Consider the following 12,923-nt stretch of genomic DNA (forward strand, 5'->3'; position numbering starts at 1 on the left):
GCCCTGACAAGCAGATTGTGACTACATAATCAGAAGCCGCTCATTGGCATGTCCAACAACAAGGGCCTGAGCCGCCGAGGCTGCGCAGGACATTCAGCCAGATTGGCGTACTCGACGGAATTGTTGGCAATGGAAGTCTGGATTCACGAAGATGGAAGAGCGCTTGCCTGTCAACTGCCAGGCTCTTCCAGTCTGGATTAGGGTGATTATTCACCAAGCCATAGCAGATGCTTCCTCAGGACCCGCAACGTTATGTGCTCACCACGTCTTTCCCGAAATGGCACCGTTCTGCATGATACTAGCGCTGCCAGAAACGTAAACATTGTCAGGGACATCAGCCAACATCGGCGATACGGCTGTCGCTCTCGAACGGTGTAAAGGAAATATCCCAACGGCGCTGCAACACTGATCCTTTAAGAATTTTGAACATCAGCCGCTTGATGCGGCTATTGAACCAAGATCCCGACAGTCCGTAATGATGGATGCCAATAGTCTGCGGGGTAATATCGCTATACATCAATTGCTTTGCGTTACGCGGATTGCTACGATCATATGGATTAAATGGGTAGAAGGTAACTGGATCAAGTTGCGTGCTGTTCCCGCCGCGATCCAACTCCACCGCTCTCTTCAGCACCATAGGCGAAGTAGCGAATAGGCGCCGCGCCACCAGTTCGCGTAAAATCAGGCTGCAGGCCGTCGCCATCACAGGATTGCCTGCTTCGCACGCCAAAAATCCAGCACCGTAGCCCTGGCCCACATCCTCGAGCGTTTCGCGTGCCATCACGCAACCACGCAAACCCAGCACGGAATCGAGCGACGTAATCAACTCCAGGTCAGTATCAAGGTAGATGCCACCATGCTTGGACAGCACATCGAAACGTACCCAGTCCGCAACGAAGGCCCACTTCTTTTGAATAATCGCCTCCCGACAATAATCATTGTCAATGTCGGCATTATCCTCATTCCATAATTTCAACTCATATTCTGGACAATATTTCTTCCAGGACTCAATACAGCGGCGATGCAAGGTACTCATTTCGCCCCGGCCAAACCAGCAGTAGTGTATAACTTTAGGAATCATTTATACCTCAAGGGAATTTTTTTCAGCAAGACGATTATGACAGCGGCTACAAATATGACATGGATAAGAAAGGCAAGTACCGCACCAAATAATCCGAAATACACAGTCAGCAGCCACAATTTCAGCAAATAAAATATATTTGTCGCCACAGCAATGATCGTCGTTTCCCGCAATTTCCCGAGCGCCCAGTAAAACGAATGCGTGGTCACGAAAGTACCGGCGATGACAGCGGTCAAAAGAACAACGGTAAATTCCGGCAAATAATCTTGCAGCACGGGGAAGAGTCTCGGCATCCAGAGGAATTGACTCACATAACACAGGATACCGGCCACTGACGTCACGCAAAACAACATCTTCATCGTCTTGATCCACAAGCTGAATGCCCCCCTCAAATCGCCAGCATTAACGAGTTCGGCAAACGCAGGAATCGAGGCAGAATAAAATGGTGCCGTGGCCAGATTCACCAGGGAATAGATGCGCTTTAAAATACTGAAGACTCCGAGGTTGGCCCCAGGTAAGGCGAAACCAATGATGATACGATCAAGCTGCGCCACGGGCAGGTCGCAGATTGCCTGCAAGGTACTCCACTTGCCCGCTTCCATCAGGCGCCCCTGACGCAGCTCAGTCTCCGGTAGTGCTCCTTCGATCCCACATCTGCTGCGGAAAATCAGGAAGAACAGGACCAGGCAACGTAGCACTTCCGGCACCGTATACGCCAGTACCATGCTCGACAAGGTGGGGTGATAGTGCGACACGGCAAACAGTACAATCAGCTTGAACAGATTGGTCAGAAAACCGGCATACATCAGCACATTGTATTGATTGACCAGCCTGAAATAGGCATTGTGCGTGCCGATCACGGGAAAGACTGCCGCCAGGGACAGCAACAACAGATTTAAGCCGGAAAAATCCTTAACTTGAGGCAATGGCGAGAGGGCCAAGCCGCAGGCCACCAGCACCACGGCCAGCATCGCCAGCAATTCATAGCGGGCGCTTTTGATGACAGCGCCGCGCAATAATGCGGCCTCGATGTTGTGGCCCGGCAGCGCTACCAACATGCCTTGCCAATACTGGAAGCCACAGATGGTAAATACCGTCAAGGCAATCGACTGCACCAGCACCAGATGGCCATACGCCTCCACGCCCGCAATAGCCAGCATCACCGGTATGGTCAGCACACTCACACCTGCGCCCGCCACATTCAGCAAGAACATCATCGAGCTATTTTTGACCAGATTGCCAAATGCCTTGTTTGCGGTACTCATTTACGCAATGACTTCGCGTAAATTCTTGCCCTTATCAGGCAGGGTTTCAGCGGCCTTGTCCACGGGGTTCGCAGGCTGGCCAAAACGTACAAACTGCACGATGCAGCCCAGGCAGAAATAGCACACCAATTGCATTGCAGGTTCGTCTATCAGGGTGCGGTTATACACCAGCGTACTCACGAATAGCATCAGCATGACGGTACTCGTGTCCGCCATTGCCAAGCGTTCGGCGCTCTCCCCGCTACGCGCCACATAACGAATGCCCAGGCGAATGCCGAGCACAAAAATGGATAAGTACGCCAAAGTTCCAAGTATCCCGACGTCCCACAGCAGCGTCGCCATACCGGTGGAGCCAATCTGCAGGGTGCGGTAACGGGCCGCGACTACACCGCGTCCAACAGTCGGGCTGACCGCGCTGGCGCCAGGTCCGGAGCCGATCAGGCGCTCCTGAATGGTGAGTGCGGGATCGTTGTACCAAAACGCCAGTGTCGCAGCACGGCTGACTTCACCGGTGACGTAATTAATGTTATTGGGGTCGACCGCATAGGCGCCCAAGGTATTCACCTTGTCTTCGGTTGTTTCAGTCTTGGTGCCCTCGCCCCAATACAGGGCGTGGTAGGTCATGAAGATGCCCGAACTGATCACCGACATCAGCGCCACAAAAACAATGAACGCCATGATATTTTTCATGACCCTGCGACGCAAGATCCAGAAGACCCCCAAAGGCAGCCACAGGAAAACCGCCTTGACCTCTCCCAGCAGAATGATCGCCAGGCCAATCACAAAGACGAACACCACCTGCCACAGGGGGCTGATACCGCGTACCCAGCGCGCCAGCATATACAGCATGGCTGCGACGGTAAATAGAACCAGTACCGGACTCATATTCGCACCGAAAGAACCGACGACACTATCCCAGCCCAGGCTGCTTATCATGAAGAAGTGCTGATATACGACCAGCGGAAGTTGCATAAACGCAATGACAACCACCATCGACCACAAGAGCAGCAAGCGTTTGTCGGACCATTCGAACCAGTACATGGCAAACAGCACGCCAAACATTGGCAAGCAGAAACGCAGGGTGGAAATCAACTGCCCAGTCGTGGCGTGACCGAGAAAAATACTGAAGGCATAAAATGCCAAATATATCCACACGGCGACAATGACGCGCGTCGCGCCCTGGGAGTGGGCGCCCAAATGATCGCTCCCCAAGCGGTTCGACAAGCTCGCCTCGAGAATGGCCCGGGCAAAAAACAGGGCGCTCAGCCCGCTGGCCATCCATGTTGCCAAACGCATCTCGAAAAAAAACTGGACAGCGCCTGAGATGAAAAACACAGCGAAGAAAAGGATAGGCATCAATTTTTTCGTGCTCACCAGCAGCAGGATCGGTATGAAGATCAGCGCGCCGGTCAGTACAACGGTCAGCTGTATCTCCCCAAGAGCGATAACCATGCCAAGCACGAGCGCCGTCGCCAATCCTCCAAGAATCAGCAAAAAGGCGCTCAGGCCAGGCATGCCCTGTTTGGCCTTGCCTGGCCTGGCCCGTACGGCTTGCGCAGGGGTGGCGTTCAAACGCAGTTTCTGGGGGAAAAAACTCATATATATTCCATGCACGGCGTGGACGCCGGGCTCAAAAGGTGAAACGCTGTCAGAGCACCGGCTACAGCGCGGTGCCGGCAAAGTGCTGGCGCAAGTTCGCAGGCATGGCCTGCAGCAACTGTTCAACAAACGCCTGCTGCAAACGATAACCCTCTTCTGTATCGCCGCCGATACTCGATACCCGCATCAGAGTTGCGTCGGGAATCAGGCCCCGCATGGCATACGCCAGCTTGGCCTTCTTGACTGCCCACAAAGTGGGGACCGCCTGGTCGCCAACGACGACCCAATACGTGATCGGCTCAATACGGCTATTGAGTGTGGCGACCATGCGGGACGCGGATATCGCACCTGCCTTGGTAGGCAGCGATATCTGGGTCGTCTCGCCTACCGCAAAACCCTGTCCGCCATAGCAGCCCTCCGGGAAATGCACGGACAGATCGTCGCGCTGGTCGGTACCGTAGGCGATCGACAGCATGATGCGCTCGCCCTGCGAGTTCACATACGTGCGCGACAAGGTTTCGGCATAAATTTTATTGAGTTCTGCGAGCGTGGTGGGGTTGATCACCGCAGCGATCTGGGTCGTATCTTCCTGCCAATCGCCAAACTTGGCCGGAATCGCCGTACTAAGGATGACCCGCGCACGCGTATCGGCCAGGCGCATCGTGGGCGTGACCGCTTTGGTACACAAGGCGCCGACCAGCATCATGGCCGCCATGGACCAGCTGATCATCGTACTCTTTTTCATGAAGCCACCTTTCGGGCATGCCACAACCGTGCCAGCCACTGCAGCAAGGAGTCCAGGCTCAAAATCAACACCAGCGCGCTAATGAATAGCACCATCCCCGCAAAACCATGCAGGAAACCCTGTCCTGCGGCATCGCCGAAATAATAAGTGACCAACGTCAATGTGACCACGCGCATCACGTTTGCGGTAAAGGAAATAGGAATAATCAGGATCGCCAGGCCTATATTGCGGATAGCCGAGGTATGACGCACCAGATTCAGATAGAACAGGCCAAGCGCTTCCAGCGTCAGCAGCGTTTGCAGACCAGCACAAGCGTCGGCTACCAGAAGCTGATACTGGCCGATCTGCAAAATCACGCCAGTGCGTGCTATCGGATAGCCGAACCAGTACAGGATATGCTCACACACATACGAGACAGCCATCTTCATTGGCAAGGTCAGCGCACTGACGACCGAGCTTGGCAGCGGAATCATGAACAACATGAAGAAGAACGGAAACCAGGCCACACGCAGCGCCTCCACGCCCAGCTTGAGCACCAGGATGGCAGCCGTGAGCATGACAAAGGAGCCAATCTCGAAGGCAAGAATCTGCTGGGAACGGCCAACAATGTAAATCAGAAGCCCGGCGACGAACAGCACCCAGCCCAACAGTGGGGCACGGTTAAATTGCGCGACGGCCAATATCCGTTCGCGCTGGCGCCAGATGAGCCAGAACGCGAGCAGCAGAATAATGGGACCGTGCGCCTGTTCCTCGGTCATCCAAATGCCGGTAAACAAGCCGTAAAACGATGGCACATACAGCACTGCGAATCCGACCACGATAGGCAGCCATTCAAGCAGCAAATCGCGGCCTTGCAGGCTACTCCCCAGGTCAGGTCGAGTGCTCGTACTCATCAGAAGTCTACCAGTACCGAGCCGATTACTTGCGCGCCGCTATGCAGCATCTGTTCAGTCATGGCATTGATGTCGGCGACCGGAGTGTGATTCTTGCGTGCCACCAGCAGTACGCCACCGGTGCGCGCGGCCAGGGCCAACGCATCGGAACCGAGCGAGAATGCCGCCGAGTCATACAGCACGACGTCATACGTCGCTTCGAGCTCGGTGCGCAAGGTGGAAAATGCCGGGCGGCTCAACAGTTCCTGCGGATTCGGCGGCAAGGTGCCAGCGCCCAGCACGGACAGGTCGACAAACGATTCGATGCGCGTAATCACATCGCGTTCGGCCCGACCGGCCAGGATGTCCGACAAGCCCTGGCGGCCTTCCATGCCGAAAATCTCGTGCTGGCTGGGATTACGCAAGTTTGCATCGACCAGCAGCGTCTGTTCGCCCAACTGGGAAAATACCACGGCCAGGTTGGCAGCAAACAAGCTGGTGCCGTCACCATCATTGACACCGACCACCACCAGGGATTTTCGACCCAGCGCCATCCAGCGCAACATCAGCTGGCTGCGGATGGCGCGCAAGGTTTCCACCTGCGGGCTGAAAGGCTGGTAGGCAGCGATCAGCTTGTCGGAATACTTGCCCTCTCCCTGCTGCAGATAAGGATAATCAAACTGGCGCGCCAGGACTTGCTGGATATCCGCCTCAGTCACCAGCCCAAGACGCTGGGCGGCCTCGCCGAAGCGTATGCCCAACTCCTTTTGCATGCGCAGGACACGTTCGGCACTTTCAGGCGTGATCTTGCCCAAGGAAAGCAAAAGTGCACCGATGCTTGAGTCGGCAGTCCGCGGCGTCGCAGATACTAGCGGTTGCAATGCTGGATTCATATTATCCCCAATACTTAATTACTTAATTAAAACGCAAACTGCGCGGCAACAACGATTTAAATCGGTTCAGGCGCGGACGTGTCGGCGCACTCCAGTCGATCGAACCGAGCACAGGCAATTGCAACAATTCGCTCAGGTCAGCTTCCGAACGCACGCGGCGGTCCAGCATTTCCGCCAGCAAGGAAAAGCCCACACCGAGCAAGCCGCCCAGGAACAGGGCCAGCAGCGTATTCAACATGACCTTTGGGCCAGCAGGCTTGATCGGTGCAACGGCAGGGTTGAGCAGGAATATATCGGATTGTTCAGACTTGCCCTCGATACTGGTCTGCGAGAAGCGCTGCGAAGCGATATCGAAGGCGCGTTGGGCGCTTTCCACATCTTTTTGCATCACGCCCATTTCGTCACGGGTACGGTTCAACTCAAGCACCTTGTTTTTTTGTGCCGTCAACGCGGCGCGCACCGAGCCTTCGCGCTGCTGCATGATGCCGGCGTTCTTGCTGACCGAATTTGACGTCACGCGCGTGCTGTCAGCCAGTTCGCTGCGCATGCGTTCGACCTCGGCGCGCAGGCTTTCGTATTGAGGATGATTGCGTCCCAGTCGCTGCCCCATCTCGGCAAGCCTCGATTCAGACGTTGCCAGGCTCAGCTTCAAGTTCTGGACCAGCGGGTTCGACGCCACATCGGGCGACTCAGAGCCCGCATTGCCTTCGGCCATGCGCTGGCGCGACGACGCCTCCATCGACAGGCCTTGCGCGGCCACCAATTGAGCGGATAGATCGTTCAAGCGGTTCGATTCCACGTCGAGGCGGTTATCCACGCTGACAATACCGTGCTCTTGCTGGTACTTCGACAAGCGGCTTTGCGCCGCTTCCAGGCTGTCACGCAACAGTTTCGTTTGCTCATTGAAATACACGGCCACCTTTTTCAATGGATCGACTTTCAGCTGAGTACTGGTTTTTTGGTACTCATCAGCAAAAGCATTGGCGATGGCCGCGACAAACTGCGGGTCGTTGCCCTTGAAGCTGATATCGACCACGCTGCTTTCGCGCGACGGCACGATTTCCAGCTTGGACAGCAACAGATCCGCCAGCCAGTCGCGCACGGTGCCCTGGCCTTCAGTCACCTCATTGAACTGGGCAATGACGGCGGGACTTTCCGCCAGCCGCAGCTGATCGACGACCTTCAGCGCCACGTTCTTGCTGCTGATAATGTCGATTTGCGTCGACATATAGCCCGGCAACAACTGCATAGGCAATGCCAGTCCGGTCACTGGATCGACGCCCTTGTAGCTGATCAACACGGACGCCGTACCCTTATAGGTCTTGGGCAGCATGAGGCTCACCACCACCGTCGCCCCGACTGTGATGAGCAAAGTGAATAGCAAGATTCGTTTGCGGACAAACAAGACGAGCAAAAACTGGTGGAAATTCATAATTAACTCTCATATCAGTAAAACAAAGCCAGTCAGGCCGGCGCGCCGGAACTATGCAGCTTAAAACAAGCTTTCTTTGACATACACGACATCATCGACCTGGATGACGTCGTCATGCTTGGCATCGAGCACTTGCATGACACCTGCAGCATCGCGGCGCTTGATGCGCACGCCACGCTCCGTACCGCGCTGCGTCAAACCTCCGCCAACGGACAGGGCTTGCAACACAGTCATCGAGCGCTCCAGGCGGAATGCACCCGGACGCTGCACTTCGCCATAAATATAAAAACGTGGCGCACGTTCGACATACAGGATATCGTTGCCAGCCAAGTCAAAGTCGCGGGCCAGATCTGCACTGCGCATCATGTCGACGATGTCAACAGTCTCTTTGGTGGTGGTGTCAGCGCGCTTGCGTATCAGGCTAACCACATCTCCGGCGTCAGGACCTTGGCCGCCAGCCATGGCCAGAATATCGAGCAGGCTACGCTTGCCCTCGATCGGATAGCGACCAGGCCGATTTACCTGACCCAGCACGGACACTTGCTGGCTCTGCAATGCAGTCACAATGATATTAACTTGAGCCTTGCGTAAAAAACCTCCACTTTCGAGCGCCTGGCCAAGCTTTTTCTCTGCCGCAGCAACAGACAAGCCTCCCACAGCTACTGCCCCTACCAGGGGGAATGTTATGTTACCGGCCTCGCTGACACGTGTTTCCAGGCCAAGATCAGGACTGCCATACACGGAAATCTTCAGCACATCACCAGCACCGAGCAATACCTCGGCGGCACCTGCCATACCAACGCTGCAGGCCATCAGTGCAGCTGCTATCCACATTGCAAGTCGTTTCATGATTTGCTCTATCCTTTTAAAAACTCTGTTGTACCCCAAAATACCTGCCTGCACTTACTTCAAACCAAGCCCGGCGCGCGCATTCACCTCGCCATTATCAGCCGACGGCGCCGGTGGTGCAGCGACGGGCGGTGCCGGCACCGGCACTGAAACGCCTGCCGCGGATGCGGATGCGGATGCTGACTTCTCGGTCTTGTTCAGGTATTCGATCTTGGCGCTGGCGCGCAAGCGTTTCAGCTCGGCTTGCGCGGCATCCTTGTTCTTCTTATTGAAGAGGAATTGTTCGATCTGCGGCGTCGCTTGCGCCAGCACCACCGGGCTATCCTTGATATCGGCCAGGGAAATCAATAAGGTACGCTCACCTTCGCGGACGATGAACAGCTGACCTGCCGGCATAGATGCCAGCTTGGCGCTCAATTCAGGCGCGAGATCGGCACTGGTACGCGACAGTTGCATCCGGCCAAACTTGACATGATGGGCGTCCAACCATGCCGCCACTTCTTCCAGCGACTTCGCACGATCCATCGCCGCCTTCAGATCATCATTCATGTCCGCCGTGGCGATGAGCAGTTGACGCATATCAAACTGCTTGCGCTGGCTAAAGTACTGCGGATTCTTGTTAAAGTACTCTTCCACCTCGGCCGCTGTCGGCTTGGCGATCGCACCGATGCGTTTTTGCATGTAGGCCTGGGCAATGATCAAGGCCTTGGCACGCTCAATTGCTTGCACCACTTTGGGGTCACGGTCGATTTTGTCTTTGACGGCCTCATTTTGTAATAACTGGCGGTCGATCAACGACTCCAGCAATTGCTTGCTGGCCGTCTCTTGCTGAACTGCGGGTACATTGGCATGCTGCAACTCGTCATTCAGTTGCAATACCGTAATTTCCTCACCATTGACGCTCGCCAATGCCTGGCCGACTCTTTTTTCCTTGCCGCCACAGGCAGACAATCCGACAGCGACCAATAAGACCAATGCAACACCCGACCATCGCGTATTGGCGACTGATCTGCGGAGTGTCAAACCAGAGTTGTGAAAATGATTCAAAATTACTCCTTCGATTTAGCTTCCAAAAACGCAATTAATTACCAAAAAGCAATATCCTACCGACATGGAGCATTGCCTAAAACAACACGCATCTTCAGAAATTAGTGATCTGATGCAAACAATTATCAATATAATAAAATATCATACACAAAATACAAGGAAATGGGAAATCATTTGCTTAAAAATCTACGAAGAAGGTTTTAATACAACTGTTTCTGGTGTCGACTTGTCGAAAAAGTCCCCCCGAATGGACCACTTCCCAAAGTGCAATATTTTTAAGCAATAGCCTTCTGTGTACGCAATAGATCTTGCTCAGACGCAGCTGATACGCGGGTAGCCTGCAGTGGATGCAGGCAAGGAAGGGTCGGTACAAGACGCGAACCCATAACAGGCATAGGCACTAGGTCAGAGGCGGGGGCTACAGGTAATCCCGAGGATGACCTGTGTGCGCATATTTTATCGCGTATTGACTGAGCGCAAAATAAATCCCTCCCCCTCCGCCTGCCTGTCAATGTGCATTATCGCGTTTCAGCACCACCTTCACGGTCCGCATGATGATCCACAAATCGAGCCATAATGACCAGCTACGCAAGTAATCGAGGTCAAAATGAATGCGTGCCTCCATCTTGTCCAGGGTCTCCGTCTCACCGCGCAAGCCATTGACTTGCGCCCATCCAGTGATGCCAGGTTTGACTTTGTGGCGCAACATGTAGCCTTTGATCAACTTGCGGTACTGTTCGTTGTGCGCTACCGCATGCGGACGCGGCCCGACAATACTCATACGCCCTTGCAGCACGTTGATAAACTGCGGCAATTCATCAAGCGAACTCTTGCGCAGAAAAGCGCCAATGGGGGTCAGGCGCTGGTCATTCCTGGTGGCCTGCACCACCTTGTCGCCATCCTCGCTAACGGTCATTGAGCGAAATTTATACACAATAATCTCCTCGCCATACAGGCCATAACGGCGCTGGCGGAAAATCACGGGCCCCTTCGAAGTCAACTTGACGGCGATGGCGATGACCAGCATCACGGGCAGTAACATAATCTGGATCAATAGACCCAGCACGATATCGCTACTGCGCTTGACCATGCTGTTAAAGCCCGTGAACGGCGATTCACGGATGGCGATCACGGGCATGCCGCCCACGTTGTCGAAACGCGCCTGCATCAGATCGAAAATATAAATATCGGGCAAGAAGTACACGGACGCCGTCGTATCTTCGAGCTCATCGAGCATCTTGCGGATGCGCGGCTGGGCCGAAATCGGCTGGCTGATGAATATCATCTTGATATTATGTTCGCGCACATAGGCGGCTATATCGCTCATTTTACCCAGCATGGGCTCGCGCATCCTCTCAGGCCATCGGTCATCCGTACGATCGTCGAAAAAGCCGCGCACGCTCATGAAGAGATTCGGATTGCGCTCGATGATGGTGGCAAACTTCAGGCTGGCGTCATTGGCTCCGATAATGACCACCGAGCGCACTTCGCTTTCACCATCAGGACGCAGGCTGAACTTGCGCCCCGCCAAGTGCCCTGCCAGCAACACAAATGGCGTGAGGATAAACCAGGCCAGTACCACCTGCGTATCAAAGTGATAGGTGAGGCCCGTGGCCGAGCCGAGGAAGGTCAGAATGAGCGCGGTGATCGTCCAGGCCACCAGAATATCGCGCGCATAGGCCAACATGCGCCCGCTGCGCCAGGTACGGTAAGGATCGACGTGATGGAACACCGTCGACGCAATGAAGACGGCGAGTATCATCAACACCAGCGTATAGCCGGTAAACGGCGCGCCGGACATGAGCGTCAGCAGATACAGCAGGCCCATGATGATCATCGGATCGAGGACGCGCTGAAAAAACGAGATCAGAGGTATATCATTGACAGTCATGTTGATCTTTAAAACTGTACGCTGCCATTGAAGGAAATACCCTTGGCACGATAGCCGCCGCTATCGACGATGGCGACGCCATCGCGCCGCTCGTGGAACAGGCGTACGCCAAGCTGGACTTTCGGATGTGGCGCATACGTGGCGCCAAGCGAGGCGGTACGGGTGGTGTCGCGGCCGTCACCAGGCAGCACCAGGCCGCTGACGGCAGAGAAATCGCGCCGTTCCTGGCGCAGCTGCGCATCGACGCTCACCTTCGACGTGGCCGCCCACGTGGTGCCCACGCTGGCGCCAGTGTTCAGGCTGCTCGTTACCAGCGAATTGTCGACCGAACCAAATTCGCGCCAGACGACGCCCGTGAAATTGACCTTGCCCAAAGGCTTCCAGTACACGCTCAGCCGGCCATTCGTGCCGCTGGCATCGTGCCCGGACAGCAAGCTGTTACGGTGGCGCACCCAGCCGCCCAGAAACTCCATCTGCGTGATGCCGCTGAGCTCCCAATACACGTTTGCCTTGATCTCGTCCTGGGTATAGCCATTACCGTAAATGCTGGTATCGAACGCATTGCGGTTCGGATAGTTGCCGTTCAAGTGACGTAACTGCAGGCCGATGCGGCTATTGCTGGGCGCCAGGTAGTCGACGCCAAATTCCGTCGCGTCTTCCGTCCAGTTGGAAAAAGCCTGCGAGGGCAAGTCGTACGAATAACGGTTGCGCGACAGGCCGCCGCGCACGCGCCAGCTGGGGTGGAAGCGCCAGGCGCCATTCAGGTATTCTTGGCGCTCCGTGCGCAAATTGCGCAAAGTGCTCTGAAAATCGTTGAACGGCGTCAGGCTCTGCGAATAACTGGCGCCCACATGGCCTTCGAGGTGGTTGGCGATGTGCCACTCCAGGTCGGCCAGGTAATCCTTGCCATCGTAGTCGAACTGGCTGAAGCGGTTGAAGCTCACCTTCGACCACTTGGCCTGGCCCGTCAGTATCTGGCGGCCGATGGGACGGTTGAACAGGAAGCCCGCCTGCAGCATCTTCGACGTGTCCGAGCGGGGGCCGGAAAAACCCGGCACCACATCCGGCAAGCGCATCAGGTTGTCATCGTACGAGTACGTCGCGGCAACGAAAGGCTTGATAGTGTCGCTGATATCGGCCAGCGCGGCGCCACTGGCAAAGGTGCTGGCCAGAAAGAGTGCGCCGTGCAGGCATGGGCTTGCCGAGATGGCAACGGCAACGGCTTTTTTACGCAAGGAATTCAACATGG

Annotated in this window: 11 protein-coding genes; all 11 read right to left on the bottom strand. The window is 55.3% G+C overall.

All coding sequences use genetic code 11. The features are described 5' to 3' along the window. Positions 1–334: 334 nt before the first annotated feature. A complete protein-coding gene (locus tag C8C89_RS24645) occupies positions 335–1,081 on the bottom strand; it encodes a glycosyltransferase (RefSeq protein ID WP_101484358.1) in 747 nt (248 codons plus the stop codon). Beyond that, a complete protein-coding gene (locus C8C89_RS24650) occupies positions 1,078–2,346 on the bottom strand; it encodes an oligosaccharide flippase family protein (protein ID WP_101484357.1) in 1,269 nt (422 codons plus the stop codon). Before C8C89_RS24650 ends, C8C89_RS24645 begins: the two co-directional genes overlap by 4 nt. Next, positions 2,347–3,945, bottom strand: coding sequence for a hypothetical protein (locus C8C89_RS24655; protein WP_101484356.1), 1,599 nt, complete (start codon positions 3,943–3,945; stop codon positions 2,347–2,349). A gap of 61 nt (positions 3,946–4,006) precedes the next feature. Continuing rightward, positions 4,007–4,690, bottom strand: a complete 684-nt coding sequence (gene epsI, locus C8C89_RS24660; RefSeq protein ID WP_101484355.1) for an exosortase-associated protein EpsI, B-type — start codon at positions 4,688–4,690, stop codon at positions 4,007–4,009. Then, positions 4,687–5,583, bottom strand: coding sequence for an exosortase B (gene xrtB, locus C8C89_RS24665; RefSeq protein WP_101484354.1), 897 nt, complete (start codon positions 5,581–5,583; stop codon positions 4,687–4,689). Before xrtB ends, epsI begins: the two co-directional genes overlap by 4 nt. Continuing rightward, positions 5,583–6,455: a chain length determinant protein tyrosine kinase EpsG gene (gene epsG / locus C8C89_RS24670; protein WP_101484353.1), complete on the bottom strand. Its 873-nt coding sequence runs from the start codon at positions 6,453–6,455 to the stop codon at positions 5,583–5,585. Before epsG ends, xrtB begins: the two co-directional genes overlap by 1 nt. Positions 6,456–6,477: 22 nt before the next feature. Then, positions 6,478–7,887 (bottom strand): chain length determinant protein EpsF, encoded by a 1,410-nt coding sequence (gene epsF / locus C8C89_RS24675; RefSeq protein ID WP_101484352.1) that lies wholly within the window; start codon positions 7,885–7,887, stop codon positions 6,478–6,480. Positions 7,888–7,947: 60 nt separating this feature from the next. Beyond that, on the bottom strand, positions 7,948–8,736 hold the full coding sequence (gene epsE, locus C8C89_RS24680) for a polysaccharide export protein EpsE (RefSeq protein ID WP_166674903.1): 789 nt from the start codon (positions 8,734–8,736) through the stop codon (positions 7,948–7,950). A gap of 54 nt (positions 8,737–8,790) precedes the next feature. Continuing rightward, on the bottom strand, positions 8,791–9,759 hold the full coding sequence (locus C8C89_RS24685) for an EpsD family peptidyl-prolyl cis-trans isomerase (protein WP_101484350.1): 969 nt from the start codon (positions 9,757–9,759) through the stop codon (positions 8,791–8,793). 532 nt (positions 9,760–10,291) lie between these two features. Further along, a complete protein-coding gene (locus C8C89_RS24690; RefSeq protein ID WP_101484349.1) occupies positions 10,292–11,674 on the bottom strand; it encodes an undecaprenyl-phosphate glucose phosphotransferase in 1,383 nt (460 codons plus the stop codon). Positions 11,675–11,682: 8 nt separating this feature from the next. After that, positions 11,683–12,921: an XrtB/PEP-CTERM-associated polysaccharide biosynthesis outer membrane protein EpsL gene (gene epsL, locus C8C89_RS24695; protein WP_243858404.1), complete on the bottom strand. Its 1,239-nt coding sequence runs from the start codon at positions 12,919–12,921 to the stop codon at positions 11,683–11,685. Positions 12,922–12,923 lie beyond the last annotated feature (2 nt).

It is taken from the genome of Janthinobacterium sp. 75 (assembly GCF_004365495.1).
Classification (GTDB): domain Bacteria; phylum Pseudomonadota; class Gammaproteobacteria; order Burkholderiales; family Burkholderiaceae_D; genus Janthinobacterium.

Coding starts and splice junctions, on each gene's coding strand:
- C8C89_RS24645 (WP_101484358.1), bottom strand. CDS start 1,081: ATGATTCCTAAAGTTATACACTACTGCTGGTTTGGCCGGGGCGAAATG.
- C8C89_RS24650 (WP_101484357.1), bottom strand. CDS start 2,346: ATGAGTACCGCAAACAAGGCATTTGGCAATCTGGTCAAAAATAGCTCG.
- C8C89_RS24655 (WP_101484356.1), bottom strand. CDS start 3,945: ATGAGTTTTTTCCCCCAGAAACTGCGTTTGAACGCCACCCCTGCGCAA.
- epsI (WP_101484355.1), bottom strand. CDS start 4,690: ATGAAAAAGAGTACGATGATCAGCTGGTCCATGGCGGCCATGATGCTG.
- xrtB (WP_101484354.1), bottom strand. CDS start 5,583: ATGAGTACGAGCACTCGACCTGACCTGGGGAGTAGCCTGCAAGGCCGC.
- epsG (WP_101484353.1), bottom strand. CDS start 6,455: ATGAATCCAGCATTGCAACCGCTAGTATCTGCGACGCCGCGGACTGCC.
- epsF (WP_101484352.1), bottom strand. CDS start 7,887: ATGAATTTCCACCAGTTTTTGCTCGTCTTGTTTGTCCGCAAACGAATC.
- epsE (WP_166674903.1), bottom strand. CDS start 8,736: ATGAAACGACTTGCAATGTGGATAGCAGCTGCACTGATGGCCTGCAGC.
- C8C89_RS24690 (WP_101484349.1), bottom strand. CDS start 11,674: ATGACTGTCAATGATATACCTCTGATCTCGTTTTTTCAGCGCGTCCTC.
- epsL (WP_243858404.1), bottom strand. CDS start 12,921: ATGTTGAATTCCTTGCGTAAAAAAGCCGTTGCCGTTGCCATCTCGGCA.